The sequence below is a fragment of the Streptomyces sp. NPDC018610 genome (genome assembly GCF_044391765.1).
In the GTDB taxonomy this organism is placed as follows: Bacteria; Actinomycetota; Actinomycetes; order Streptomycetales; family Streptomycetaceae; genus Streptomyces.
The window spans coordinates 305,140-330,914 of the sequence record NZ_JBISAL010000009.1 but is presented as its reverse complement, the minus strand read 5'-3'; the positions used below and the strand labels follow the sequence as shown (position 1 = coordinate 330,914).

Annotated in this window: 17 protein-coding genes and 1 pseudogene; 13 read left to right on the top strand and 5 right to left on the bottom strand. The window is 76.0% G+C overall.

All coding sequences use genetic code 11. From position 1 onward, the window contains the following. Positions 1–214: 214 nt before the first annotated feature. On the bottom strand, positions 215–397 hold the full coding sequence (locus tag ACH5A8_RS24180; protein ID WP_399005171.1) for a hypothetical protein: 183 nt from the start codon (positions 395–397) through the stop codon (positions 215–217). 150 nt (positions 398–547) lie between these two features. Continuing rightward, a complete protein-coding gene (locus ACH5A8_RS24175) occupies positions 548–919 on the bottom strand; it encodes a DUF6479 family protein (protein ID WP_399005169.1) in 372 nt (123 codons plus the stop codon). Between the two features lie 311 nt (positions 920–1,230). Here ACH5A8_RS24175 and ACH5A8_RS24170 point away from each other — a divergent pair, with 311 nt between their 5' ends. Beyond that, positions 1,231–1,521: a hypothetical protein gene (locus ACH5A8_RS24170; protein ID WP_399005168.1), complete on the top strand. Its 291-nt coding sequence runs from the start codon at positions 1,231–1,233 to the stop codon at positions 1,519–1,521. A 446-nt stretch (positions 1,522–1,967) separates the two neighbouring features. Here ACH5A8_RS24170 and ACH5A8_RS24165 read toward each other — a convergent pair whose 3' ends face one another. Beyond that, entirely contained in the window at positions 1,968–4,427 is a 2,460-nt protein-coding gene (locus ACH5A8_RS24165) for a SpoIIE family protein phosphatase (protein WP_399005166.1), read from the bottom strand. A gap of 410 nt (positions 4,428–4,837) precedes the next feature. On the opposite strand from ACH5A8_RS24165, the gene lanKC reads away from it, so the two are divergent. From lanKC to ACH5A8_RS24145, 4 genes are all read left to right on the top strand, one after another. Further along, positions 4,838–7,507 (top strand): class III lanthionine synthetase LanKC, encoded by a 2,670-nt coding sequence (lanKC, locus tag ACH5A8_RS24160; protein WP_399005164.1) that lies wholly within the window; start codon positions 4,838–4,840, stop codon positions 7,505–7,507. A 56-nt stretch (positions 7,508–7,563) separates the two neighbouring features. Then, a complete protein-coding gene (locus ACH5A8_RS24155; RefSeq protein ID WP_399005162.1) occupies positions 7,564–7,680 on the top strand; it encodes a SapB/AmfS family lanthipeptide in 117 nt (38 codons plus the stop codon). 93 nt (positions 7,681–7,773) lie between these two features. Next, positions 7,774–9,600: an ABC transporter transmembrane domain-containing protein gene (locus ACH5A8_RS24150; protein WP_399005160.1), complete on the top strand. Its 1,827-nt coding sequence runs from the start codon at positions 7,774–7,776 to the stop codon at positions 9,598–9,600. Then, on the top strand, positions 9,597–11,540 hold the full coding sequence (locus ACH5A8_RS24145; RefSeq protein ID WP_399005158.1) for an ATP-binding cassette domain-containing protein: 1,944 nt from the start codon (positions 9,597–9,599) through the stop codon (positions 11,538–11,540). Before ACH5A8_RS24150 ends, ACH5A8_RS24145 begins: the two co-directional genes overlap by 4 nt. On the opposite strand, the pseudogene ACH5A8_RS24140 reads toward ACH5A8_RS24145, so the two are convergent. After that, a pseudogene (locus ACH5A8_RS24140) lies at positions 11,466–11,939 on the bottom strand (LuxR C-terminal-related transcriptional regulator); the annotation flags it as partial. The gene ACH5A8_RS24145 and the pseudogene ACH5A8_RS24140 sit on opposite strands and share 75 nt — an antisense overlap. A gap of 367 nt (positions 11,940–12,306) precedes the next feature. Between ACH5A8_RS24140 and ACH5A8_RS24135 the strand changes: the two are divergent. Continuing rightward, positions 12,307–14,463: a SpoIIE family protein phosphatase gene (locus ACH5A8_RS24135; RefSeq protein WP_399005328.1), complete on the top strand. Its 2,157-nt coding sequence runs from the start codon at positions 12,307–12,309 to the stop codon at positions 14,461–14,463. Positions 14,464–14,709: 246 nt separating this feature from the next. Here the strand turns inward: ACH5A8_RS24135 and ACH5A8_RS24130 are convergent, their stop codons facing one another. Further along, entirely contained in the window at positions 14,710–16,098 is a 1,389-nt protein-coding gene (locus ACH5A8_RS24130; RefSeq protein ID WP_399005156.1) for a S1 family peptidase, read from the bottom strand. 916 nt (positions 16,099–17,014) lie between these two features. Between ACH5A8_RS24130 and ACH5A8_RS24125 the strand changes: the two genes are divergently transcribed. The 7 genes from ACH5A8_RS24125 (at position 17,015) to ACH5A8_RS24095 (ending at position 25,745) form a co-directional block, all read left to right on the top strand. Next, on the top strand, positions 17,015–17,230 hold the full coding sequence (locus tag ACH5A8_RS24125; RefSeq protein WP_399005154.1) for a type A2 lantipeptide: 216 nt from the start codon (positions 17,015–17,017) through the stop codon (positions 17,228–17,230). Positions 17,231–17,326: 96 nt separating this feature from the next. Beyond that, on the top strand, positions 17,327–18,133 hold the full coding sequence (locus tag ACH5A8_RS24120) for an HlyD family efflux transporter periplasmic adaptor subunit (RefSeq protein ID WP_399005152.1): 807 nt from the start codon (positions 17,327–17,329) through the stop codon (positions 18,131–18,133). After that, complete coding sequence (locus ACH5A8_RS24115) at positions 18,130–20,352, top strand: NHLP family bacteriocin export ABC transporter peptidase/permease/ATPase subunit (protein ID WP_399005150.1); 2,223 nt, start codon at positions 18,130–18,132, stop codon at positions 20,350–20,352. Before ACH5A8_RS24120 ends, ACH5A8_RS24115 begins: the two co-directional genes overlap by 4 nt. Before the next feature lies 1 nt (position 20,353). Beyond that, positions 20,354–23,170, top strand: coding sequence for an NHLP bacteriocin export ABC transporter permease/ATPase subunit (locus ACH5A8_RS24110; RefSeq protein WP_399005148.1), 2,817 nt, complete (start codon positions 20,354–20,356; stop codon positions 23,168–23,170). A 145-nt stretch (positions 23,171–23,315) separates the two neighbouring features. Next, the gene (locus tag ACH5A8_RS24105) at positions 23,316–24,323 is read left to right on the top strand and encodes a Ppx/GppA family phosphatase (protein ID WP_399005146.1); all 1,008 of its coding nucleotides are present in this window, start codon (positions 23,316–23,318) and stop codon (positions 24,321–24,323) included. A gap of 125 nt (positions 24,324–24,448) precedes the next feature. Further along, positions 24,449–24,643 carry a hypothetical protein gene (locus tag ACH5A8_RS24100; RefSeq protein ID WP_399005144.1) on the top strand — a complete coding sequence of 65 codons (195 nt, stop codon included), beginning with the start codon at positions 24,449–24,451 and terminating at the stop codon, positions 24,641–24,643. Between the two features lie 88 nt (positions 24,644–24,731). Continuing rightward, a complete protein-coding gene (locus ACH5A8_RS24095) occupies positions 24,732–25,745 on the top strand; it encodes an iron-containing redox enzyme family protein (protein ID WP_399005142.1) in 1,014 nt (337 codons plus the stop codon). Positions 25,746–25,775: the final 30 nt, after the last annotated feature.

The window sequence follows — 25,775 nt, the reverse complement described above, 5'->3', positions numbered from 1 at the left end:
GCCGGGGGGGGGGCCCCCCCCCCCCCCCCGGGGGGGGGGGGGGGGCGGCCCCCCCCCCCCCCCCCCGCCCCGGGGGGGGGGGGGGGGGCGGCCCGCCCCCCCCCCCCCCCCCCGCGGGGGTCGTGCGCGGGACGGATCCGTGGCCGGGAGGGCTCACCGGCCCGCCGGTCCGTCCCCCTCTTCAGGGGTTCCGCGCTCGTCGCTTCCGTCCGCGTCAGTCCTCGCCCCGCACGATGTTCCACTCGGGGCCGGTGCGTTCGCCCTGCCCCGGGCCGCCGCGCTCCTCCCCGCGTGCCGGCAGACAGGTGCGTACGCCCCGTTCCCTCTGCCTGCGGGCCTGGGCCCAGCCCGTCTCGGGGCTGTCGGCCACCGGGGGCTCAACGGTGTGCGCGGTCACGGCTCCTCATCTTCCTTCTGCTTCCGTCGCGGTGCGGAGGCCCCGTCGGGGCCGGCCCGCTGCGGGACCGTTCCGGTGCGGGACCCCGTCGTCCAGGCCGCTCGGGTCCCCGGGGGCGGCGCCGGCGAACCTCCGCGCGGCGCGCCCGCGTCACCTGCCGCCGGGTCCGCCGCTGCCGAAGGAGCCGCTGGAACCCTCGTCCCAGCGTGGCCGGTCCTGGTCCTCGCTGCGCCTGCTGCCGGGGGAACCCAGTTCGTGCGGGCTCAGACGCCGGCCGGTGTCCTCGGCGCGGGGGACCTCGTCGGGTTCGCGCCGCTGCTGGGTCTCGTGGACCGGCCCGGACTCCGGCAGCGTCGGATGCTCGCCGCCGCGGGGGGTCCGGGACTCGCGGTGCATCACCTTGATGCCGAGCCGGACGGCCCAGACCAGCAGGCCGACGACGATCAGACCGCCGACGACCACGAGGATGATCCCGACGACCGACGGCGCGCCGGCCGCCGCTGTGTATCCGGTGGTGTCCATGTCCGCCGGGTACCCGCCCGCGACCGACGGATGCCTGGACGGAGCAGCCCCGCGCCACCACGACCCCGGCAGGCCGCCCCCGCCGGCTCCCCCGGCCGACGCGCCGGTGGGGACGCGACCGGCCTCGCCGACACGCCGACGGGCGGGGCCGCCGCTCCGAAGTGCCGGGGCGGGGTGTGACACGGCCACCGCGCATCGGTCCTCGCGGGTGCGCCCGGACGGCGGCCGACCCCGCCACACGGGTGCGCCGCGCCCCGGTCACGGCAGGTCTGAACGGCCGCACGCCCCCGCCGCGCTTAAGGTCCTGGGCTGTGTCACACACCTTCGAAGAGCTTGTGGCGAAGCAGCGGGCCGCCGACGAGGCGCACACCCGGGTCGAACAGCTGCGCGCGAACTACGGGCCGCCCGCGCAGGAGCGGTGGACCGGGCCGCAGAGCGAGACGTACGAGACGGCCTGGCGGGCCTGGCGCGACCTCGCCCGCGATCTCCAGGCCGCCCTGAGCGACTACGCGAACGACGCGGGCAAGGCCCGCACCGAGGTCGAGGCGGACGTGGAGAGGGCAGCGCGCCCGGAGGCCGGCGACCGCCCGGACGGGGAGTGACCCGAGGCCCCGGAACAGGGACCGAGGCGGTGCCCGGCACGAGGGAACACCCGGCGCGCCCCGTCGCCGACGCCTCCGCCCGGTGGCCGGCGGATCCGCCCGGGGAAACCGGACAGCCGAGGAGCCCGAGCCGGCCGCAGCGACCGGGCAGCCCAGGCGGTCACGGGGCCGGCCCACGGCGGCCGGGCAGCTCGTGCGACCAGCGAGTCCGGGTCCGTCGGGCGGCCGGAAAGCCTGGTCGGCGGGCAGTCACGCGGTCCACGGCGGCCGGGCGGTCGGAGCGAGAAGGAAGTCCAGGGCAGCCCGGAGCGGCACTGGACAGCCAGGCACGCCCGGTCGACCGGGCGTGCCTGGCTGCCCGCGGCGGCCGGACCGCCCCACGGCCGCCGGGCGGCCGCGGCGGTGGGCAGCTGGACGGGCCGGTCCCGACGACAGGCCCGGCGGTCTCAGCCGTGCAGCGGCAGTTCGCACCACACCTGTTTGCCGCCGCCGACCGGGAGGGTGCCCCAGGCCGCGGACAGGGCCTCGACCAGGAGGATGCCGCGGCCTCCGGTGGCCTCCCAGCCGATGCTGGTCGGCTTGACCGGCGTGCGCGGCGAGGCGTCGGCCACGGCGATGCGCAGCCGGTGGTTGACGAGGGTGAGGTCCAGACGGATCTGGCCCTCGGTGTGCACGAGGGCGTTGGTGACGAGTTCCGAGACGACCAGCAGCGCGGCGTCGGCCTCCTCCGTCACGTTCCAGGAGTTCAACGTGCGCCGGGTGAAGCGGCGGGCGTGCCGGACCGCCTCGGGAACCCGCCACACCGTCCAGCTCTCCCGGAGCGGGCGCACGGCCAGGCCGTCGTAGCGCATGAGGAGCAGGGCGATGTCGTCGTCGCGGCGGGCGCCGGTCAGCAGGGCGTCGGCGACCAGGCCCAGGTGGCCGGGGTCGGCGCCGGCCAGACCGCGGGCGAGCCGGTCGATGCCGACGTCGATGTCGGCGTCCGGTGACTCCACGAGGCCGTCGGTGGCCAGCGCGAGGACGGTGCCGGACTGGAGTCTGAGCGGTGTCATCGGGTAGTCGGCCTCGCCCTGCACGCCCAGGGGCGGTCCGCCCTCGGCCGACACGATCTCGGTACCGCCGTCCGGATGGCGCAGCACCGGCGGCAGGTGGCCCGCACGGACGCACCAGGCGGTGCCGGCCTCCATGTCGACGTCGACGTAGGCGCAGGTGGCGAAGAGGTCGGTCTCCATGTCCAGCAGGAGCCGGTTGGCGTGCGAGACGACGACGTCGGGCGGGTGGCCCTCGGCGGCGTAGGCGCGCAGCGCGGTGCGCATCTGGCCCATCAGGGTGGCGGCGCCGGCGCTGTGGCCCTGGACGTCGCCGATGACGAGGGCGACGTGGTGGTCGGGCAGCGGGATGACGTCGTACCAGTCGCCGCCGACCTCCAGGCCCGCCGTCGCCGGCAGGTAGCGCGCGACGGCCTCGGCGCCGGGCAGTTTGGGCAGCCGGCGCGGCAGCAGGGTGCGCTGGAGCGTGCCGACGAGTTCGTGTTCCGCGTCGAAGGCGTGGGCGCGCATCAGCGCCTGGCCGGCCAGGCCGGCCGAGGCGGTGAGCAGGGCGCGCTCGTCGGGGCCGAAGTCGTGCGGGGCGTCCCAGCCGATCAGGCAGACCCCGGCCATCCGGCCGCCGGCGGGCAGCGGGAGCACCGCCAGGCCGCCCGGGCCGACCTCGGCGAGGGCGGGTTCGAGGGCGGTGCCGGCCGGCCAGATGCTGGCGCGGCCCTCGCGCAGGGCGGCGGCCAGGGTGGGCATGGCCCGCACGGGCGCGTCGGGCCACTCGGTGCGCCATTCCAGACGCCAGAGTTCGGGCCAGGACTCGGGTTCGGGCGGGTCGAGGACGGTGACGACGAGGCGGTCGTTCTCGAGTTCGGCGAGGGCGATCCGGTCGGCGCGCAGCGGCCGGCGCAGTGCGGCCACGACGGCCTGGCTGACGTCCCGTACGGTGCCGGCGGTGGCCAGGGCGGCGGCGAGCCGCTGGACGCGGGCGACGTCGGTGACGCCGGGACGCAGCGCGGAGGCGTCGGCGACGGTGCCGACCAGGCGGGCCGGGCGGCCCTCGCCGCCCGGCAGCAGCCGGCCGCGCAGCCGCAGCCACCGGGGCGGGCCGGCGGGCCGCAGGACGCGGAACTCCAGTTCGCGTTCGCCGATGGACATGTGGTCGGCCTCGACGACGGACATCAGCGACGGGAGGTCGTCGGGCACGGTGAGCGCGAGCAGCGTCTCCACCTTGCCGTCGAAGTCGGCGCGGCCGATGCCGAACAGGTCGAGGATGTCGTCGCCGACGTCGACCCGTCCGGTGTCCATGGCGAGGCTGAACCCGCCCGGGGGCGGTTCCCCGCCCTGCGGGACGCGGGCGGGCGCGGGACAGGCGACGGCGCGGGCGACCAGTTCGAGGCAGGCGCGGTCCTCGTCGTCGAAGCCGCCGGGGCGCTCGGTGACGGCGAGCAGGCAGCCGCCCGCCTCCCCGCTCAGGGGCAGCGCGGCGAGGAAGACGTCACCGGCGGCCATCCGCCGGGAGTCGGGGCCGGCGGCGATCTCCTCGGGACCCAGCCACACGGGCCGTCCGGTGCGGCGGGCGCCGGCCGGCGGGGACGGCCCGGTCACCGGGTAGGTGTCGCGCAGCGCGTACAGCGTCCGGGGCACTCCGACGGCGTCCGACAGGCACAGGGTGGTGCCCGTGCCGTCGGGGGTGTAGAGGGCGGCGAACGTGGCGCCGGTGAAGACGAGGGCCTGTTCGAGGACGCGGTGGGTGCGGTCCGGGTCGGGCGGGGCGGCGCTGAGCCTCGCGAGGACGAGTTCGACACGCGACAGGCGCGAAGTCCTCGCTCTGCGTGCCGTAGCGCCCTCACTGACCACGTTGGCCATTACAGCGCGTATCGCCCCCGTGCGCAGCCCCTGCGACGGATCGTTCGCCCGGGACCCGCGCCCAGTCCTGCCCCCGGACCTGGGCCGGACCCGCGCCCAGTCCCGGGCGGACCCGCACCCGGGTCGGGGGCCGGACCCGGTCGGGGGCCGGACCCGGGTCGGGGGCCGGACCCGGTCGGGGGCCGGTCGGGGCCGGACCCGGTCGGGAACCGGACCCGCGCCGGGCGGCGTCGAGGATCCGCCGGGCGGCTCCGGAGACCCGCGCGGCGGCGGTTTTCGAACGAGTTCCTCGCCGCCGTTTCGAACATTTGTTGACGCATGCGTTCCGCACGGTGGTCTAGTGACAGGCGTGACTGTCGGCGGCCCCGCCCGGCTGGAAGGCTCGATGCCGACCAGGGAGGGGAACGGACATGGACCAGCGCTACGAGGTGTACGCGCTCGCCGATCCGCACTTCTACGACACGCCCGACCGGCTGTCCGAAGGCGGCCGGCCCGCCACGCCGCTGTACGAGACGGCCCGGCGTGCGGTGCCCGAGGGATGGGACGCGGGCCGGACCGGCGACTGGCTGACCCTGACGCCGCTGGGCCCCGACGGACGGCCGGCGCCCGGCCCCGCGCAGGGCTGGAAGATCCATGCCTCCGCCACCCGGGCGAACGCCGAGCGGATCGCCTCGATCGTCTGGGACTACTGCGTGCCGCGCCGGATCCCGTTCAAGTTCGTCCCCGGGCCGCACCTGCTGCACCTGCGCAACACCAAGTACGCGGGCCGCGACACCAGCGGCAAGTTCGTCACGGTGTACCCGTCCGGCGAGGAGCAGCTGCACGAGGTGCTGCGGGAGCTGGGCGCGCTGCTGGAGGGCTTCGAGGGGCCGTACATCCTGACCGATCTGCGCTGGGGCGACGGACCGCTGTACGTCCGCTACGGCGCCTTCGCGCGGGTCTTCGTCGTCGACGAGCGCGGCTCGCTGGTTCCGGCGGTGCGCGACGGCGAGGGGCAGCTGGTCCCGGACCGGCGGGCGCCGTCCTTCCAGGTGCCCGAGTGGGTGACGCTGCCGTCCTTCCTCGAGCCGCACCTGGCGGCGCGCAACACGACGACGGTGGGCGAACTGCCGTACCGCATCGAGAAGGCGCTGCACTTCTCCAACGGCGGCGGGGTGTACGCGGGCACCGACAACCGCGACGGGCGGCGGGTGGTCCTCAAGGAGGGCCGGCCGCACGCCGGTCTGGCGGCCGACGGCGCGGACGCGGTCACCCGGCTGGAGCGGGAGAAGGCCGCCCTGGAGCGGGTCGCCGGGACCGGGGTCGTGCCGGAGGTGCGGGACTGGTTCAGCCTCGGCGACCACCGCTTCCTGGTCATGGACTTCCTCGCCGGGCGCCCCCTCAACTCGTACTTCGGCGAGCGGCATCCGCTGCTGACCCCGGACCCCGACCCCGAAGCGGTCGCCGCGTACACGGCGTGGGCGCTGCGCGTCCACCGGGCGGTGGAGCGGGCCGTGGAGGCGGTGCACGCGCGCGGGATCGTCTTCAACGACCTGCACGTGTTCAACATCATGATCGGTCCGGACGACGAGTCGGTGTCCCTGCTGGACTTCGAGGCGGCGGCGCCGGCCTCGGAGAACGGGCGGCAGGTGGTCGCCCACCCGGGCTTCTTCGCGCCGCCGGACCGCACCGGATGCGACGTCGACCGCTACGCGCTGGCGTGTCTGCGGCTCGCGCTGTTCCTGCCGGTCACCACGCTGTTCGTGGTCGACCGCGGCAAGGCCGCCCATCTGGCGGAGGTGATCGCCGAGCAGTTCCCGGACGTGCCGCGGGAGTTCCTCGACGAGGCGGTCGCGGAGATCACCCGTGACAGCGGCGGCGCCCGTGGCGGGGCGGTCCCCACGAGCTCGTCGGGCGGGCGGGGCGCGCCCACACCGCGTGCGGCCGGCGCCGCCCCGTTCGTCGACCCGGCCGACTGGCCCTACAGCCGTGACTCCATGGTCAAGGCGATCCTCGCCTCGGCCACCCCGGAGCGCGACGACCGGCTCTTCCCCGGGGACATCGCGCAGTTCTCCGACGGCGGCGGCCTCGGCCTCGCGCACGGCGCGGCCGGTGTGCTGCACGCGCTGGCCGAGTGCGGCGCCGAGCGCTACGAGGAGGGCGAGCGCTGGCTGCTGGCCCGCACCTCGGCGCTTCCCGCGGGCACCCCCTTCGGCCTCTACGACGGTCTCGCCGGCGTCGCCCACGTCCTGGACCGCCTCGGCCACCGGCAGCGCGCCCTGGACCTGGTCGACGGCCTCCTGCGGGAACGGTGGCAGAACCTCTCCTCCGACCTGCGCGGCGGGCTCGCCGGCCTGGGACTGGTCCTCGACGACCTGGCCCGGGCGACGGGTGAGCCGGAACTGCGCGAACGGGCCGCCGAGACCGCGCACATCCTCGCCGGCCGGCTCGCCGAGCCGCTGCCGGACGGCCCCCGGCGGCGGGCCGGGCTGCTGCGGGGCGCGAGCGGACCCGCGCTGTTCCTGCTGCGTCATCACGAGCGGACCGGGGAGCGCGAGTGGCTGGAAGCGGCGGCCGTCGCGCTGCGCCGGGACCTCGGGCAGTGCGTACGGCAGAAGAACGGCCAGGGACTGGAGGTCGACGAGGGCTGGCGGACCCTGCCGTACCTCGGCGACGGCAGCGCGGGGATCGGCATGGTCCTGGACGACTACCTCCAGCACGCGCCCGACGAGGAGTTCGAACGGGCCCGCGCCGGCATCCTCACCGCCGCCACGTCCCGCTTCTACGCCCAGCCCGGCCTCTTCCAGGGCCGCGCCGGAATGATCCTGCATCTCAGCCGCACCACCACGCCGGGTGCCACGCCGCGGCGGCGCGCCGAACAGGTCGCCGCACTGGGCTGGTACGCGATGTCGTACCAGGGCCAACTGGCCTTCCCCGGCCACCAGATGATGCGGCTGTCCATGGACCTCGCCACCGGAACGGCCGGGTGCCTGCTCGCTCTGGCGGCGGCGCTCGACGGCGAGGCCGACGCCCGGCTGCCGTTCCTGCCGCCCCTCGGGCGGCCCTCACAGACGCGGCTCCGCGATCTGACGGAGTCGTGACACAACCCCCGTCCCCAGCAAGGGTTTTCCAGGGACGTCTACCGAAGGGAATCGAAATGGCCCTGCTCGACCTGCAGACGATGGAGTCCGACGAGCTCAACGGCGGCGGCGGCGCCAGCACGGTCAGCCTGCTGTCGTGCGTCAGCGCCGCGAGCATCCTCATCTGTCTCTGACGGATGTCGTGACTCGACGGCTCCGGGCGGTCCTCCCCGAGGGGGAGGGCCGCCCGGAGCCCCGTTCCGCGCCAGGATGCGAGGCCCAGCCGTATGACGACGACGCCAAGCCCCGAGACGACCACCGCCCAGGCCGGCCCCGCGGCCTCGCCCGGCCCGCTCGGGCCGACGGATTCCCACGGCCGGTCCGGGCCGCCCGACGCGTCCGGCGGCCCGCTCGGCCCGGCCGTCCGGCACAGCGCGGCCCGGTGCGCGGCCCTGTGCCTGGTGGGCATGGCGGCGGCCGGGGCCGGGCTGCTGCTGCCCGCCGTGCTCGGGCGCACCCTCGACCTGCTGCTCGCCCGTGACCCGGCCGGCCGCTGGCTCCTGTGCTCCACCGCGCTGGTGCTGCTGCTCGCGCTCCTCGACATGGCCGAGACGGTGCTCCACGGCACCACCGACGCCCGGGCCACCGCGTGGCTGCGCCGGCGGCTGACCGGGCACGTGCTCGCGCTCGGCCCGCGCGCCGCCGCCCGCTTCGGCCCCGGGGAGCTCGTCGCCCGGCTCGTGGGCAACGCCGCCCAGGCCGGGACGGCGCCCACCGCGCTCGCCACCTCGGCGGCCGCCCTGGCCGGCCCGGTCGGCGGTGTGGTGGCGCTCGGGCTCATCGACCCGTGGCTGGCCGCCGTGTTCCTGGCCGGCGCGCCGTTGATCGCGCTGCTGCTGCGCGCCCTCGCCCGGGACTCCTCGGCGTGCGTGGCCGATTACCAGCGGGTGCAGGGGCGGATCGCGGCGGCGCTCGCGGAGGCCGTCGGCGGCGCGCGGACGATCCGGGCGGCCGGCACGGCCGACCGGGAGGCGGCCCGGATCCTCGGGCCGCTGCCCGAACTGTCCCGGGCGGGGCGGCTGATGTGGCGGGCGCAGGGGCGGGCCGCCGCACGGGCGGTCGCCGTGGCCCCGCTGCTGCAACTGGCCGTCGTCGCCGTCGCCGGGCTGCTGCTGGCCCGGCACCGGCTGACCGTGGGCGAGGTGCTGGCCGCCTCCCGGTACGCGGTCCTCGCGACCGGCGCGGGCGTGCTGGTCGGACAGCTCGCGGCGCTGGTGCGGGCCCGGGCGGCGGCCGGACGCCTCGGCGAGCTGCTCGCCGAGCCCGCCCCGCACCACGGCGGCCGGACACTGCCCGCGGGCCCCGGCCGCCTGGAGCTGCGCGGGGTGAGCGCGCGGCCCGGCGGTCGTACGGTGCTGGCCGGTGTGGACCTCACCGTGCCCGGCGGCACGACGCTCGCGGTGGTCGGCAGGTCCGGCTCGGGCAAGTCGCTGCTGGCCGCCCTCGCCGGGCGCCTCGCCGACCCGGACGCCGGGGAGGTGCTGCTCGACGGCGTGCCGCTGCGCGAACTGACCCACGACGAGCTGCGGCGCGCGGTCGGCTACGCCTTCGAGAAGCCCGTCCTGCTCGGCGCGAGCGTCCAGGACGCGATCGGCCTCGGGGTGAACGCGCCCGGTCCGGACCGGGTCCGGGAGGCGGCGCGTACGGCGTGCGCGGACGCCTTCGTGCGCCGTCTGCCCGGGGGCTACGCGACCGCCCTGGCCGACACGCCGCGCTCCGGCGGCGAGTCCCAGCGGCTCGGTCTCGCCCGCGCCTTCGCCCACGGCGGCCGGCTGCTCGTGCTGGACGACGCCCTCTCCAGTCTGGACACGATCACCGAGCACCGCATCGCCCGCGCCCTGACCGGGGGCGGCCGTCCCGCCACCCGGCTGGTCGTGGCGCACCGCGCCGCGACGGCGGCCCGCGCCGACGCGGTGGCCTGGCTGGACGGTGGACGGGTGCGGGCGGTGGGCCCCCACGCCCGGCTGTGGCGGCAGGCGGAGTACCGGCGGGTGTTCGGGGAGGACGCGGACGGGGCGGACGGTCCCGGCCGGGCGAAGGAGGCACGGCCGTGAGCGGGGAGCCCGGCGTCCTCGGTTTCCTGTGGGGCCGGCGGCGGGAGCTGGGGCGGCTGGGCGGGTGGTCGGTGCTGGAGACGGGGCAGACGTTCCTCCTCGGCTACGCGACGGCGCGCGCCGTGGACGAGGGTTTCCTGGCAGGGCGGGCGGCGACCGGCCTGGCCTGGCTGGCGGTGGCCGGATTCGGGACCGTCCTGGGCGCCTACGGGACGGGCCGCGTCTACCGGGCCGTCGCCGCACTGGTGGAGCCGTTCCGGGACCGGCTGGTCCGGCGGGTGGTGGCCCGCGGGGTGCGGGAAGGGGACAGCGCCGCGCTGTCCCGACTGACCCAGCAGGTGGAGATCGCCCGGGACACCTTCGCCGGGCTGGTGCTGGTGTCCCGGTCCTTCCTGGTCGCCACGGTCGGCGCGCTCGCCGGGCTGTTCTCGCTGGCGCCGCCGCTGCTGCTGGTCGTGGTGCCGCCGCTGTTCGCCGGGGTCGCCGTGTTCGCGGCGACGCTGCGGCCGCTGGCCCGGCGTCAGGAGGCCTGCCTCGTCGCCGACGAGGCGCTGGCCCAGCGGCTCGGGACGGTCTGCGCGGGCCTGCGGGACGTCACGGCGTTCGGCGCGGAGGCCCAGGTCGCGGCCGGTGTCGGGGAGTGCGTCGAGGCGGAGCGCCGCGCGGCGGGCGCGCTGGCCCGCTGGGGTGTCGTACGGGTGGCGTCCCTGGCGCTGGGCGGTCATCTGCCGGTCGTGCTGCTGCTCGCCGCCGCGCCGTGGCTCCTCGACCACGACGTCACCCCGGGCGCCCTGGTCGGCGCGCTCGCCTACGTCACCCAGTCCCTGCTGCCCGCCCTGCACGACCTGATCCACGGCCTGGGCACCAGCGGCGCCCGCCTCACGGTCGTCCTGCGCCGCCTGGCCCCGCCGGACCGTCCGGACACGCCGGAAGCGGGCGCGGGACGGGACCGGGCGGCGGATCAGACGACAGCCCGGGTGACGGACCGGGCCGCGGAAGGCCGGCCGGGACCGTCCTCGGACCCGGCGGCCCGCTCCGTCCCCGCCGCCCCCGCCTCGCCCTCTCCCGCCGCCCCCGCCCTCGCCCTCTCCCGCGTCACCTTCGCCTACGGCCCGCACAGCGAGCCCGTGCTGCGGGATCTCGATCTGGTCGTGCCGCAGGGCGGGCACCTGGTGGTCGTCGGGCCGAGCGGGATCGGGAAGTCGACCCTCACCGCCCTGGTGGCCGGGCTGCTGGAACCGGCGCGCGGCGAGATCCGGGTGTGCGGGGCGCCCGTGCCGGGCGCGGAGGCCGCCGCGCGGCGGGTGCTCATCCCGCAGGAGGCGTACGTCCACACCGGCACCCTCGCCGAGAACCTGGCCCACGCGCGCCCCGGCCCGGTGCCCGAGGCGGAGCTGCTCGCCGCCGCCGACGCGGTCGGACTGACCGGACTGCTGCACCGGCTCGGCGGCCCCTCCGCCCCCGTGGACCCCGCGGCCCTGTCGGCCGGCGAACGCCAGTTGATCGCGCTGACCCGCGCCTATCTTTCCGACGCTCCGCTCGCCCTGCTCGACGAGGCCACCTGTCATCTGGACCCGGACGCGGAGGCCCGCGCGGAGCGCGCCTTCGCCGGCCGGCCCGGCGGCACCCTGGTGGTCGTGGCGCACCGCGTCAGTTCGGCGCGGCGCGCGGACCGGATCCTGGTCATGGACGGGCGGGAGACCGCGTACGGCACGCACGAGGAGCTGCTGTCGCGCTCACCGCTCTACAACGAACTCGTGGGCGGCTGGTCGCCGCCCACGTCACAACCACCCCTCCCCCTGCGAGATTCTGATCGCGTCGATGCGGTTGCGCGCCCCGGTCTTGCGGGTGATGGCCGCCATGTAGTTGCGCACCGTCCCGTGGGACAGGTGCAGGCTGCCGGCGATCTCGGCGACGGAGGCGCCCTCGGCGGCCAGTGACAGCACGCTCAGCTCACGCCGGGTGAGCGGCATCTCGGCGGCCTTGAGGAAGCCGAAGCCCAGCGAGTCGTCGACGAAACGTTCCCCCGCGGCGACCAGCCGGATGCCGTGCACCAGCCGGTCGGGCGAGCCCTTCTTGTCGACGTAGCCGAGCGCCCCCGCCTCGATGGCCCGGCGTAACAGCCCGGGGCGGTCCGCGCCGGTCAGCACCAGTAGGCGCGGCAGGGCGCCGGCGCCGCGCGGGCACAGTTCGCCGAGCGGCACGCGCCCGTGGGCGTCGGCGTGGTCGAGGTCGGCGGCGCAGACGTCCGGCCGGACGGAGCGCACCTGTGCCGCCGCGCCGCGCCACGGCGTGTCGTGCACCGCGAGATCGGGCTCCCGCCGCAGCCACTCCGCCATGACAGACCGCACCAGACACGCGTCGTTCACCAGAAGTACCCGGATCACTGCCGCCCCTTCAGCTCGCCTTGCACCGGTTTCCGTGGATGGTCAGCGCGTGCCCAATTCTTGGGGTCGTGGGCCCCCACGGGGCGCGGAGAATCGGCCATCGGGGGGCGCGGGGGCGCACTCGTGGCGCCCGTCCGCCCGCGTGCGCTCCGACTGCGGGGGCATGGACCGCGGCCGACGGGGTACGGCCCGCCCCGCGCGCCCCGCCGCGCCCGTCCGTCACCGCCCGCCCCGCGCGCGCCGCTCGCCGTGCGCGCCGGGCGATGAGGGGGGAGCCTTGGTCCCGGGGACCCGTCACGCGGCCGGGCGGTACGAGGAGGTGGTCGGCGTGTCCGACGGGCGGACGTCCGGGCGGTCGCCGGCGGCCGCCGGCGGTGCGGCCGGCCGGCCGCGGCTCTCCCTCGCGCTGGCCGCCATGATGGACGAGGTGCACGCCCACTCCGGCGCCGTCTACCTGCTCGCGCCCGGCCGGCCGGTGCTGGAGATGGCGGTGATGGCGGGCATGCCGCGGGAGTTCGCGGCGCCCTGGGAGCGGGTCGGGCTGAGCGCGCCCATCCCGGTCGCCCAGGCGCTGCGCGAGCGGCGGCTGATCTGGGTGAGCGGCGAGGAGGAGATGGTGCGCCGCTATCCGCGCATCGCCGTCGTCCTGCCCTACCCCTTCGCGCTGGCGGCGCTGCCCCTGGCGACCCCGGCCGCCGCGTACGGCGCGGTCTTCGTGACCTGGCCCGCCGCGCACCCGCCGGTGCTGTCCGAAGGGGAGCGTGAGCGGCTGACCGCCGCCTGCGACCGGCTCGCGCTGCGGCTGGAGCGGGCGGCGGCCGAGCGCCGGCCGGCGCGGGCGGAGCCGGATCTCCTCGCCTCCCCGCCGTCCGGCGGGGCGGCGGGCACGCTCGGCTCCGCCGAGGCGGCCCGGATGGTGGGGCGGCTGCCGTACGGGCTGGCCGCCCTCGATCTGCACGGCCGGGTCTCCTTCGCCAACACCGCCGCGGCCGACCTGCTGGGCCTGCCCGTGGCCGAACTGCTCGGCACCCGGCTGTGGGCGTCCGTGCCATGGCTGAGCGACCCGATGTACGAGGACCGCTACCGGGGCGCGCTGCTCAGCCAGCGCGTCACGTCGTTCGTGGCACTGCGCCCGCCGAACGACTGGCTGTCGTTCCGGCTGTACCCGAGCACCACCGGGCTGAGCGTGCGGATCAGCCGGGCCCGGGCGGTGGCGGAACTCGGGCGCGGCGCGCCCCGGCCCGGCGACGGCTCCCCGGCGGCCGGCCTGGTGACCATCTCCCGGGTGCTGGGCCTGGCCGGGGCGCTGACCGAGGCGGTGGGCGTGCGGGACGTGGTGCGGCTGGTCGCCGACGAGATCGTCCCCGCGGTCGGCAGCCAGGCCCTGATGGTCCTGGGCTCCCAGGCGGGGCGGCTGCAGGTGCTGGGGCAGCGCGGTTACCACAACCGCGAGGCCGTCGAGCGGTTCCACGGGACCCCGCTGTCCGCGCCGACGCCGAGCACCCGGGTGCTGTCCACCGGCGCGCCCGCCTTCTTCGGCTCACGGCAGGAACTGGAGAGGCTGTATCCGATGCGGTACGCGGTGCGCGACGGCTTCGCGGCCTGGGCGTACCTGCCGCTCATCGCCTCCGGGCGACCGGTGGGCACCTGTGTGCTCGCCTACGCCGAGCCGCGTCACTTCCCCGCGGACGAGCGCGCCGTCCTGACCAGCCTGGGCGGCCTGATCGCGCAGGCACTGGAACGGGCCCGGCTCTACGACGCCAAGCACCGCCTGGCGCACGGGCTCCAGCAGGCGCTGCTGCCGCACTCGCTGCCGCGGCTGCCGGGGCTCGACGTCGCCGCCCGCTATCTGCCGGCCACCCAGGGCATGGAGATCGGCGGCGACTTCTACGACCTGCTTCCCGCCCGGCCGGCCGCCGCCGTGATCGGGGACGTGCAGGGGCACAACGTGACCGCGGCGGGGCTGATGGGGCAACTGCGCACCGCCGTCCGCGCGTACACGACGGTCGGCCAGGAGCCGCAGGAGGTCATGCGGAGCACCAACCGGCTGCTGATGGACCTCGGGGTGGAGCTGTTCGCCAGCTGCCTCTACCTGCGACTCGATCCGGCCGACGGCTCCGCGGTGATGTCCCGGGCCGGGCATCCGCCGCCGCTGCTGAGACGGCCCGACGGCCGGGTCCGTGTGCTGGACCTGGCCGGCGGTCCCCTGCTGGGCATCGATGCGGCGGCGGCGTATCCGGCCACACGGGTCGGCCTCGCCCCCGGTTCGGTGCTCGTCCTCTACACCGACGGGCTCGTGGAGGAGCCGGGCGTGGACATCGAGGACGCGCTCGCCGAGCTGGGGCGGCGGCTCGGCGAGGCCGGCGACGTGCCACTGGGCGAGCTGGCCGACCACCTGCTGCGGCACAGCGCGGCGGCCCGGGAACGCGCCGACGACGTGGCGCTGCTGTTGCTGCGGGCCGAGGGGGACGGCTGAGGCTTCGGGGCGTACGAACCCGCCCGGGGGGCGGCTGGGGCTTCGACGGGGTGCGACTGGGTCCGGAGGGCGCCCGGCGTCGGCTGGGCTTCGGGGGACGTGCGACTCGCCCGGGGGACGACTGGGGCTTCGGGGACGTGCGACCGGGCGGGACGGGTCCGGGAGGCGGTTCCGGGATCACGGCCCGGTCCGGCCCCCCGGGGGAAGGCCGGACCGGAGTGCCGTTCGAGGCGGGAAGGCCTTGGGTCAGTGGCTCCGGCCCCGGCCGTGACCGTGGCCGTCGCCCGCCTGCGCGTCGCCCGCCGCGCCGGGGGTCCCGGCCGCGCCCGGGGCGTCCGCGGCGCCGGATCCGTCGCCGCCGGTCACGGCGGCGGGACCGGCGCCTGACGGGTCGTCGCCCGCCTGGTCGCCGCTCCCCTGCCCGCCTGTCCCCTGCTGACCGTTCCCCTGGTTCCCGGTGCCGTCCGCCGCGCCGCCGGCGCCGCTGCCGTCGCCCGTGCCCAGCGTCGCCCCCGTCGCCTGGAGGGCGGCGGTGACCGGCTGGAAGAAGGTCTCGCCGCCCTGGGTGCAGTCGCCGCTGCCGCCCGAGGTGAGGCCGACCGCCCCGCCGTCCTGGGTGAACAGCGAGCCGCCGCTGTCGCCGGGCTCCGCGCAGACGTCCGTCTGGATGAGGCCGGTCACCGTGTCGACGCCGTTCGGGTCGGTCTCGCTCTGGAAGTTGACGGTGGCGTCGAGGCCGGTGACCGTGCCGTCGTGCAGGCCGGTGGTGCTGCCCATGCGGAACACGGTCTCCCCGACGGTGGCCTCCGCCGCGCGGTCGATCCGTACGGTCTGCCCGTTGCCCACGTCGACGGTGCTGGGCGCCTCGGTGCCCGGATCGTCGTACTTGACGAGGGAGAAGTCGTTGCCCGGGAAGGTCGCCTGGTCCACCGTGGCGACCGGCTGCCCGTTCTGCGCGTCGGCCCACCGCTCGGCCGCCACACCGCAGTGACCGGCCGTCAGGAAGGCGGGGCTGCCGTCCGAGGCGGTGACGTTGAACCCGAGGGAGCAGCGGACGGTGCCGCCCTGTGCCTGGGCGAAGATCGCGTCGCCGCCGGCGGCGAACGTTCTGAAGGCGCCCGCGGACTTCTTCAGGGTGGCCATGCCGGTCCCGAGGCCCTGGACGGTGGACCGCAGTCTGTCCCACTCGGCGCCGGTGACCGTGCGGTCGGCGGTGACCACGACCTTGTCGGTGCGCGGGTCGACGGCCCAGGACGTCCCCGGGATGGTCGCCTTGGCCTTCAGGGTGCGGGCCGCCGACTGGAGGGCGGCGGTGCTGTTGGCGACCCGGCGGACGGAGGCGCCCGCCTTCTCGGCCCGGGCGGCGATGCCGTCGTCGCCGTTCACCACGTTGACGACGAGCCGCTGTCCGGCGGCGTCGTAGTAGGAGCCTGCGAAGGCGTCGCCGAGCGACCCGGCGAGCCGCGAGGCGAGGTCGGAGGCGTCCTTCGCCTTGAAGGTCCTGGGGGCGGCGTCGCCCGCCGCGCCGTCCTGGGAGGCGTTGGCGTGCGGAAGCAGCACGGCCGCCGCTCCGAGCGCCACCACGCCGCCCGCCGCTATCGCGGCCTTGCGCTTCGGAATTCGCTTGTGACTCAAACTTCTCGACCTCCTGGGGGCGGGGTCCGTACCGCCGTCCGGCAGTGGTTGGGGCGCGCCTGGCTGGCTGTTGGTACGCAGGAGCGGAGCGGGGCGTTCAACCGGGTCCGCCGACTCCGCCCGCCGAGCCTCGGGGTGACCGACTCACGCCGCCGGGCCCCGGGTTGGCCGCAGAGGTTGACCGACTCACGCCGCCGGGCCCCGGGTTGGCCGCAGAGATTGGCCGACTCGCGCCGCCGGGCCCCGGGTTTGCCGACTTGTTCCAGCCGGGCCCGCCGCCGCATCGCCCCACCCTCGGCCTCGTCCGCCGCATCGCCCCACCCTCGGCCTCGCCCGCCGACTCCCCTCCACCGGACCGGCGTTCGCCCCTGCCCTGTCCCGTCCGCCCTGCCCCGGGCTCGCCGACTCGCTCGCCGGCCCGCGCCGCCGGACGCCCGGTCAGGCGTCGCGGCCACGCGCTGCGATCGGCCGGCGACACGGTGTCTACGTCGCGTCACGGACCGGATGCGGAATGCCTGCTTCAGCGAATCTGCACAGCGCGTGCCCAGCGGGGTCACCGCGCGCGGCGGATCTGCACAAACCCGCGACGTGCGACGCGCCTTTGGCGCGGTGTGTCCCCTTCGCCGGCGCGTCGGCAAGGGCGCGGGCGGGCCGATGCCGTGAGGCATGTGAAGAAGTGGTCGGCGACTCGTGCCCGCGCATCCACGCGAGAGCCGTCCGGACCGACAAGTTGGCTGGTGAGAGCCCTGGACGAGTGGAAGCGGCGGGTCGCGTCGTGCTTTGATCCATCGCACCGCAGGGACGGCCGGGCGCTTGGGAATCAGGCGTCCGACTCGCCCGTGGCCGCGGCCGTCCGGCTGTCTTCGCCGGTGCCGCTCCCCCCATGTCAAACCCCCATACGAAGGGAAGTTCCAGCATGAACTCCACCCCCCAGGTCACGACCGCCGAGATCTCCGACGCCGAGCTCGACAACATCTCCGGCGGTCTGTCCCTGAACGCCCTCGGCACCGTCACCGGCCTGGTGGACGGCGTCGCCCCGGTGTCCGGCCTGGTCGACACGGCCGTCGGCACCGTCGAGGGTGTGACCGGCCTGAACACCGCCCCGGTCACCAACCTGGTCGCCGGTCTCTGATCGCACCGCGGTGCCGCCGAGCCCCCGGAGCCGTACGCCGGTTCCGGGGCTCTCGGATGTCCTGAAACAGCCTCTCCCACAGGTGAGGGAAGTTCCGTGCAGTTCCGCCAACAGGCCCTCGCCAGGCTTCAGTCGCCCGAGGACCTGGACCTTCCGGTCCGTCTCGCCCGCCCCCGGGGCGGTCTCGTGCTGGCCGTCACGCTGGTCGCCATGGCCGCCGCCTGCGGTTGGGCCGTGGCCGGCTCCGTGGCCACCACGGTCACCGCTCCGGCCGTCCTGACCCACGGGCAGGGCAGTTACGTCCTGCAGAGCCCGGTCGCCGGTCAGGTCACGGCGGTCTACGCGAAGGAGGGCGAGCGGCTGCCGGCGAACGCGCCGGTGGTGAAGGTGCGTACCGGACAAGGGGACGCGGTGGTCCGCACGGTGGCCGCGGGCCGGGTCACCACGCTCGCCGCCGCCCTCGGACAGATCGTCACCACCGGTTCGGACGTGGCGGCCGTCGAGAAGGTGGCCCACGCCACGGACCCGTTGTACGCCACCGTGTACGTCCCCGCGCGCAACGGCGCCTCGATCCCGGTCGGCGCCGCCGTGGACCTGACCGTCTCCTCCGCACCGGCCGAGCGCTACGGCGTACTGCGCGGCCGGGTGAAGTCGGTGGACCGCACGGCCCAGTCGGCCCAGCGGATCGGCGCGTTCCTCGGGGACGGCCGGCTGGGCGAGCAGTTCGCCGCGAAGGGGCGGCCCGTCGCCGTGCTGGTGCGGCTGACGGCCTCGGCCGCCACGAGGAGCGGCTACCGGTGGTCGTCCGCGGACGGGCCGCCGTTCCGCCTCGATTCCATGACCCCGGCCGACGCCTCGATCCGGCTGGCCGGCCGGCGTCCCGTCGACTGGCTGCTGCCGTGAGCGACGACCGGCGGACCCGGGGCCGCCGTCGCGCCGCGCCGCCCGGCCGCACGGCACCGCGGCGGCGCCGGCGGACCGTCCGCACGCCGACGGTGCTCCAGATGGAGGCCGTGGAGTGCGGCGCCGCCTCCCTGGCCATGGTGCTCGGCCACTACGGCCGCCATGTCCCGCTGGAGGAGCTGCGCATCGCCTGCGGTGTCTCCCGGGACGGCTCGCGGGCGAGCAACCTGCTGAAGGCGGCCCGGGGTTACGGCCTGAGCGCCAAGGGCATGCAGATGGACACCGCCGCCCTCGCCGAGGTCCAGGCCCCGGCCATCCTGTTCTGGGAGTTCAACCACTACGTCGTCTACGACGGCACGGGCCGCCGCCTCGGCCGGCGCGGCGTGTACGTCAACGACCCCGGCAAGGGCCGCCGGTTCGTCCCCATGGAGGAGTTCGACGCCTCGTTCACCGGTGTGGTGCTGGTGCTGGAACCGGGCGAGGGCTTCACCAGGGGCGGGCGCAGGCCGGGGATCTGGGGTGCGCTGCCGGCCCGGCTGCGCGGCACCGCGGGAGCGCTGCCGGTGGCGGTGCTGGCGAGTCTGCTGCTGGTGGCGGTCGGCGCGGCGGTGCCCGCGCTCAGCCGCACCTACATCGACACGTATCTCATCGGCGGTCAGACCTCCCTGCTGGGTGTGCTGTTCGCGTCGATGGGCACGTGTGTGCTGTTCACGGTCGCGCTGACCTGGCTGCAGCAGGCCAACCTGCTGCACGGGCGGATCGTCTCCTCGACGCTGACCGGCGCCCGTTTCCTGCGCCATCTGCTGCGTCTGCCGGTGACGTTCTTCGCCCAGCGCAGCCCGGCCGACCTGGTGCAGCGGCTGCAGTCCAACGACGCGGTGGCCGAGACGCTGGCCCGCGACCTGGCCGCGGCCGGTGTGGACGCGGTGGTCGTGGTGCTGTACGCGGTGCTGCTCTACACCTACGACCCGCAGCTGACGTTCGTCGGCATCGGCGTCGCGCTGCTCAACATCGTGGCGATGCGGGTGGTCGTACGGCTGCGCGCGACGCGGACCGCGAAGCTGCGGGCCGACACCGCGCGGCTCACCAACACCGCTTACAACGGGCTGCAGCTGATCGAGACGATGAAGGCGACCGGCGGCGAGGACGGCTACTTCCGCACCTGGGCCGGGCAGCACGCCACCACGCTGGAGGAGCAGCAGCGGCTCGGCGTGCCGGGCGCCTGGCTGGGCGTGGTCGCGCCGACGCTCGCCACGGTGAACAGCGCCCTGATCCTGTGGATCGGCGGGATGCGGGCCGTGGAGGGGCACATCTCGGTGGGCCTGCTGGTCGCCTTCCAGGCCCTGGTGGCCCGCTTCACCGCGCCGCTGACCCGGCTGAACGGCGTGGCGGGCCGGATCCAGGACTTCGCGGCCGATGTGGCCCGTCTCAAGGACGTGGAGAACTTCCGGACCGAGACGGCGCGGGTGCGGCCCGGCGCCGGCGACTCCACCCGCCGGCTGCGCGGCCACGTCGAACTGGAGAACGTCACCTTCGGCTACAGCCCGCTGGACGCGCCGCTGCTGAGCGGGTTCGACCTGACCGTGGGGCCGGGGCGGCAGGTGGCACTGGTCGGCGGTTCCGGCAGCGGCAAGTCGACCGTCTCCCGGCTCATCTCGGGTCTGTACACGCCGTGGGAGGGAGTGATCCGCATCGACGGGCAGCGGCTGGCGGACATCCCGCGCGGGACGCTGGCGGCGTCCGTGTCCTTCGTCGACCAGGACGTCTTCCTCTTCGAGGGCACGGTCCGCGACAACGTGGCCCTGTGGGACCCGTCGATCCCGGACGAGGCCGTGGAGGAGGCGCTGCGCGACGCCGCCCTGTACGACGTCGTCGCGCGCCGTCCGGGCGGCGTCCACAGCAGGGTCGAGCAGGACGGGCGCAACTTCTCCGGCGGGCAGCGCCAGCGCCTGGAGATCGCGCGGGCGCTGGTGCGCCGGCCCAGCATCCTCGTGCTGGACGAGGTGACCAGCGCTCTGGACGCGGAGACCGAGCAGGTGGTGATGGACAACCTTCGGCGGCGCGGCTGCGCCTGTGTGGTGATCGCGCACCGGCTGTCCACGGTGCGCGACAGCGACGAGATCGTGGTGCTCCAGCACGGCGCGGTCGTCGAGCGCGGGCGGCACGCGGAGCTGGTGGCGCGCGGCGGAGCGTATGCCGCGCTGGTGCGGGAGCGGTGAGATGACGGTGGTTCACGAGGCCGATCCGGTCCTCGGCGCGCTGGGCTCCCTGGGCCTGCCCGTCGACTGCGCCGGTTCGAGCCGGCTCGACCTGGCGGGTCCGCAGGTGCTGTGGCTGGTCACGGCCGGCGCGCTGGACCTGTTCGCCGTGGACGCGGAGCGGCAGGGCCACTGGCACCATCTGGGCCGGCTGGAGGCGGGCTCGCTGCTGCTGGGACCGGTCGCGGGCCCGCGGCACACGCTGGTGGCCCGTCCGCTGCGCGACTGCGCGGTGCGCCGGATCGGGCTGCGCGAGCTGTACCAGCCGGCGCCCACCGACACCTGGTCCTACGACGAGTACGGCGACCCGCAGTACGTGCCGCCGGCGACCAGTCCCCTGGAGTACGCGCTGGCGCTCGGCGTCGGACGCAGCCTGTCGGTGCTGTTCCAGGCGCCGACGGCCGGGGAGCGGGCGGCCGCCCCCGGGGACGACGAGGTGTTCTGGATGCAGGTGCCGCCGGGGAGCGTCCAGTACGGGGCGCTGTACGGCGCGGAGGCCGCCGCCGATCTGCTGATGGACCCCGCCGTGTGGCAGTCGGTGGTCGACCAGCAGTACCGGCTGCTGACGGCGCTGGACCGCTGGATCGAGGAGCTGGAGCAGGCCCACGAGACGCGTGCTGCGGCCGGCATCGAGGCCGGCGAGGCGGTCCGGGCACGGGCCGACCGGACGCTGCTGGCGGCCATCGGCCGGTCCCCGTCGGGCCGGATCACGGCCGCCGACGCGGACGCCGTGCACGCGGCCTGCGAGCGGGTCGCCCGGGCCGCCGGGATCACGCTCGCCGCCCCGCCGCGGTCCGGCACCGTCAGTGACCGGCTCGACCCGGTGGAGCAGGTGGCGCTGGCGTCGCGGGTGCGCACCCGGGCCGTACGGCTCCAGGGGCGCTGGTGGCGGGAGAACGCCGGTCCGCTGGTCGGCCGGCGGGCGCTGTCGGGCGCGCCGGTCGCGCTGCTGTGGCGGCGCGGCGGCTATGTCGCCGTGCATCCGGCGACCGGGCGGGCGACGCCGGTCGGGCCGGGCAACGCCGAGGAGTTCGAGCCGCGCGCGGTGATGTTCTACCGGCCGCTGCCCGAGCGCCGCCCCACCCCGCTCGGGCTGCTGCGGTTCAGTCTGCGCGGCACCCGGGGCGATCTGCTGAACCTGCTGCTCAGCGGGCTGGTGACGGTCGCCGTGGGGGCTCTGGTGCCGGTGGCGACCGGCAGGGTGCTCGGCCAGTACGTGCCGCGGGCCCAGCGGGAGCCGATCACGCAGGTGTGTCTGGCGGTGCTGGTCAGCAGCGTCGTCGCGGCGGCCTTCACCCTGCTGGAGAACCTGACCGTGCTGCGGCTGGAGGGGCGGATCGAGGCCACCTTGCAGCCGGCGGTCTGGGACCGGTTGCTGCGGCTGCCGACGCGGTTCTTCACCGAGCGTTCCACCGGCGAACTGGCGAGCGCGGCCATGGGCGTCAGCGCGATCCGCCGACTGCTGGCCGGGGTCGGCCCGGTCGTGGCGCAGTCGGTGACGGTGGGGGCGATGAACCTGGCGCTGCTGTTCTGGTACAGCGCGTCGATGGCGTGGGCCGCGGTCGGCATGCTCGTCGTGATCGCGGCCGTGTTCGCCGGGCTCGGGCTGTGGCAGGTGCGGTGGCAGCGGCGGCTGGTGGTGCTCACCAACAAGCTGAACAACCAGGCGTTCCAGACGCTGCGCGGGCTGCCGAAACTGCGGGTGGCCGCCGCGGAGAACTACGCGTACGCGGCCTGGGCCGAACGGTTCGCGCGCAGCCGCGAGCTGCAGCGCCGGGTGGGCCGGATCAAGAACCTGACGACGGTGCTGGGCGCGGTGTACCTGCCGGTGTGCACCCTGGTGATGTTCATGCTGCTGGCGGGTCCGGCGCGCGGCTCGATGTCGGCGGCGGCGTTCTTGACCTTCAGCACGTCGGTGACGATGCTGCTGACCTCGGTCACGCAGCTGACCGGCGCCTTCGTGTCCGCGGTGGCCGCGCTGCCGCTGCTGGAGGAGATCCGTCCGGTGCTGGACGCCGTACCCGAGGTGGCCTCGGCGAGCACCCGGCCGGGGCCGCTGTCGGGGGCGATCGAGGCGCGGCGGCTGTCGTTCCGGTACGCCGACGACGGTCCGCTGGTCCTGGACGACGTGTCGTTCCAGGTGCGGCCGGGCGAGTTCGTGGCGATCGTGGGGCCGAGCGGCTGCGGCAAGTCGACGCTGCTGAGGCTGCTGATCGGTTTCGACCGCCCGCTGTCCGGCAGTGTGCTCTACGACGGCCAGGACCTCGCGGCGCTGGACCGGCCGGCGGTGCGCCGCCAGTGCGGTGTGGTGCTGCAGCACGCCCAGCCGTTCACGGGTTCGATCCTGGACATCATCCGGGGCACCGAGCCCTGCTCGCCCGAGGAGGCGATGGCGGCGGCCGAGCTGGCGGGGCTGGGCGAGGACATCAAGCGGATGCCGATGGGACTGCACACCCTCGTCTCGGGCGGCGGGGCGGTCTCGGGCGGGCAGCGGCAGCGGCTGATGATCGCCCAGGCCCTGGTCCGGCGTCCGCGGATCCTCTTCCTCGACGAGGCGACCAGCGCGCTGGACAACGACACGCAGCGCACCGTGATCGACAGCACCCGCCGGCTGAACGCGACACGGGTGGTGATCGCGCACCGTCTGTCGACGGTGCTGGACGCCGACCGGGTCGTCGTGATGCGGGACGGCAGGGTCGTGCAGCAGGGGCCGCCGGCCGAACTGCTCGCGGACCCGGACGGGCCGCTGCACGAGCTGGTCCGGCGGCAGCTGGCGTGAGCCCCGGCCCGCCGCCCTGGAGGCGGGCCACCGCCGGGCCGCACCCGACGGGAATGAGACGTTCCCGCACCGTTCACCCGCCTTTCAGGCGCCGGTGACGGGGGCGCCAGGCGTACGAGATCGCAGGCTGGGTACCCACCGGGCCATGCGGATCAGCGTGGTGGACGTGGGGTCGAACACGGTTCGACTGGTGGTGGCGGACGCGGCGGGCGGGGTCCCGTTGCCGGTCCACACCGCCAAGTGGCGGCTGAGACTCTCGGAGCGGGTCGCTCCGGGGCAGGACATACCGCAGGAGGCGGTGGAACGGCTGGTCGATGCGGTCGGGGAGGCGAGCGGGACGGCGGCCCGGTGGGGCGCGGCCGGGCCGCTCGCCTTCGCGACCGCCGTGGTGCGCGGCGCCCCGAACCGGCTGCAGGTGCTGCGTGCCGTCCGCGCGGGCACCGGCGTGGACCTGTGCACGCTGCCCGGCGAGGTCGAGGCCGAGCTCACCTTCCTGGCGGCGCGGCGCTGGGCGGGCTGGCGGTCCGGGCCGCTCGCGCTGCTCGACATCGGCGGCGGCTCCCTCGAGGTCGCCTTCGGCCGGGGCCGGCTGCCGGACTTCGTGGCGTCGCTGCCACTGGGCGCGGGCCGGCTCACCCATGAGTTCTTCGCGGACGAGGACCCGCCCTCGCCCGAGCGGCTCAAGGCACTGCGGCGCAGGGTCCGGCACCAGCTGCGGGACGTCGCCGCCCGGATCCGCTGGGAGGGGCCGCGCACCGCGGTGGTCACCTCGCGCACGTTCCAGCAGCTGGGGCGGCTGTGCGGGGCCGCGCCCGGGCGGCACGGGCCGTTCGCGGAGCGGCGGCTCGACCGTCCGGCGCTGCGCCGGGCGGTCGACCGGCTGGCCGCCCTGCCCGCCGCCGAGCGCGCCCTGCTGCCCGGCATCTCCGCGCCGCGCGCCGCCCAGAGCCTGGCCGGCGCGGTGGTGGGACACACGGCGATGAAGCTGTCCGGCCTGAAGAGCGCCGACGTCTGCCCCTGGGCGATCCGCGAGGGCGTGCTGCTGCGGCACCTGGAGGACGGGCCGTCCTGGTGGGCGCAGGTCTCCCGGCTGAGCGAGGACGCGGCGCCCCCGGACCCGGTTCCGCTGCGCATCGCCGCGGCGACCCGCTGACGAGGCCGCCACGGAGCGCGCTTTCAGCAGGGGCCCGCCCCGAGCCGGCGCGGCCACCACGGCGCGCCGCACCGCGGGAAGACGCACACAGGAAGACCGACGCAAGCGAGCAAGGAGTGAGCACCATGCCGAAGAACGACGGCGAGCAGCACCACGACCGCCCCGACACCGCGCTCGGAGAGGTCCTGCGCGAGTTCGAGAGGGCCGAGACCGACGCCGACGACTCGCGCGAGAAGCGGCACCGGGGCGAGGCCGCCGAGGCGATCACCCCGAACACCGGGGCGGAGGAGGAGGTCCGAGAGGAGTCCGAGGGCCGCTGAGGGGCCCGCGTGGCCGCGCGGGGCCGCCCCGTGGTCACGCGGCGATCACACCGAGGATGGCTGGGCGCGCCCCGGGTACCCGGCACCCATGGACGACGATCGCCGAGGACCCCAGCTGCCGCCTGCCCGGGGGCCGCTCTCCGCTGCCGTGACGGCATACCTGCGCGACACCGGCCCGCTGCCCCGCACCGGTGACGCCGACGACGCCGACCCCTACGGCGACGATCTCCAGCTCGCCCTGTACCTGTGCTACGAGCTGCACTACCGCGGCTTCGCCGGTGTGGCCGCGCGGCGCGAGTGGGACCCCGACCTGCTGCGGCTGCGGTCGGCGCTGGAGGACCGCTTCCTGACCGCCCTGCGCGCCGACACGCCCGGCCACGACGGCCTCGACGAGGCGCTGGCCGACCTGCTGGTGGAGCCGGTCGACGGTTCGGGCGTCTCGCACTACCTGGCGGACGAGGGCGAGCTGTGGCAGCTGCGCGAGTACGCCGCGCAGCGCTCCCTGTACCACCTCAAGGAGGCCGACCCGCACGCCTGGGTGCTGCCGCGGCTGTGGGGCAGGGCCAAGGCGGCGATGGCGGCGGTGGAGTTCGACGAATACGGCGGCGGCCGGGCGGCCCGGGTGCACGCCAGGCTGTTCGCGGACCTGATGAGGGACCTTGGGCTGGACACGGCGTACGGCCGGTACCTGGACGCGGCCTCGGCCGAGGCCCTCGCCACGGTGAACCTGATGTCGCTGTTCGGGCTGCACCGCGAGCTGCGCGGGGCCCTGGTGGGCCACTTCGCCGCGGTGGAGATCACCTCCTCGCCCGGCTCCCGGCGGCTGGCCGGGGCGATGCGCCGCACGGGCGCCGGACCGGCGGCCGAGTTCTTCTACGACGAGCACGTCGAGGCGGACGCGGTGCACGAGCAGGTGGTGCGCCACGAGGTGATCGCGGGCCTGCTGGAGGAGGAGCCGCACCTGGCGGGCGACGTCGCCTTCGGCATCGACGCGACCGGACACCTGGAGGACCGTCTCGCCGGCCGGCTGCTCGCCGACTGGCGGGCCGGCCGCTCCTCCCTGCGCGTGCCGCTGGAGACGGAGACGGTCTCCGTCTCCTGATATCCGACGCGTTCCGGGGTACTCGCGATG

What these genes read in the sequence shown, in the direction of transcription:
- ACH5A8_RS24175 (WP_399005169.1), bottom strand. Translation starts at nt 919, where the DNA reads ATGGACACCACCGGATACACAGCGGCGGCCGGCGCGCCGTCGGTCGTC.
- ACH5A8_RS24165 (WP_399005166.1), bottom strand. Translation starts at nt 4,427, where the DNA reads ATGGCCAACGTGGTCAGTGAGGGCGCTACGGCACGCAGAGCGAGGACT.
- lanKC (WP_399005164.1), top strand. Translation starts at nt 4,838, where the DNA reads ATGGACCAGCGCTACGAGGTGTACGCGCTCGCCGATCCGCACTTCTAC.
- ACH5A8_RS24155 (WP_399005162.1), top strand. Translation starts at nt 7,564, where the DNA reads ATGGCCCTGCTCGACCTGCAGACGATGGAGTCCGACGAGCTCAACGGC.
- ACH5A8_RS24150 (WP_399005160.1), top strand. Translation starts at nt 7,774, where the DNA reads ATGACGACGACGCCAAGCCCCGAGACGACCACCGCCCAGGCCGGCCCC.
- ACH5A8_RS24125 (WP_399005154.1), top strand. Translation starts at nt 17,015, where the DNA reads ATGAACTCCACCCCCCAGGTCACGACCGCCGAGATCTCCGACGCCGAG.
- ACH5A8_RS24110 (WP_399005148.1), top strand. Translation starts at nt 20,354, where the DNA reads ATGACGGTGGTTCACGAGGCCGATCCGGTCCTCGGCGCGCTGGGCTCC.
- ACH5A8_RS24105 (WP_399005146.1), top strand. Translation starts at nt 23,316, where the DNA reads ATGCGGATCAGCGTGGTGGACGTGGGGTCGAACACGGTTCGACTGGTG.
- ACH5A8_RS24100 (WP_399005144.1), top strand. Translation starts at nt 24,449, where the DNA reads ATGCCGAAGAACGACGGCGAGCAGCACCACGACCGCCCCGACACCGCG.
- ACH5A8_RS24095 (WP_399005142.1), top strand. Translation starts at nt 24,732, where the DNA reads ATGGACGACGATCGCCGAGGACCCCAGCTGCCGCCTGCCCGGGGGCCG.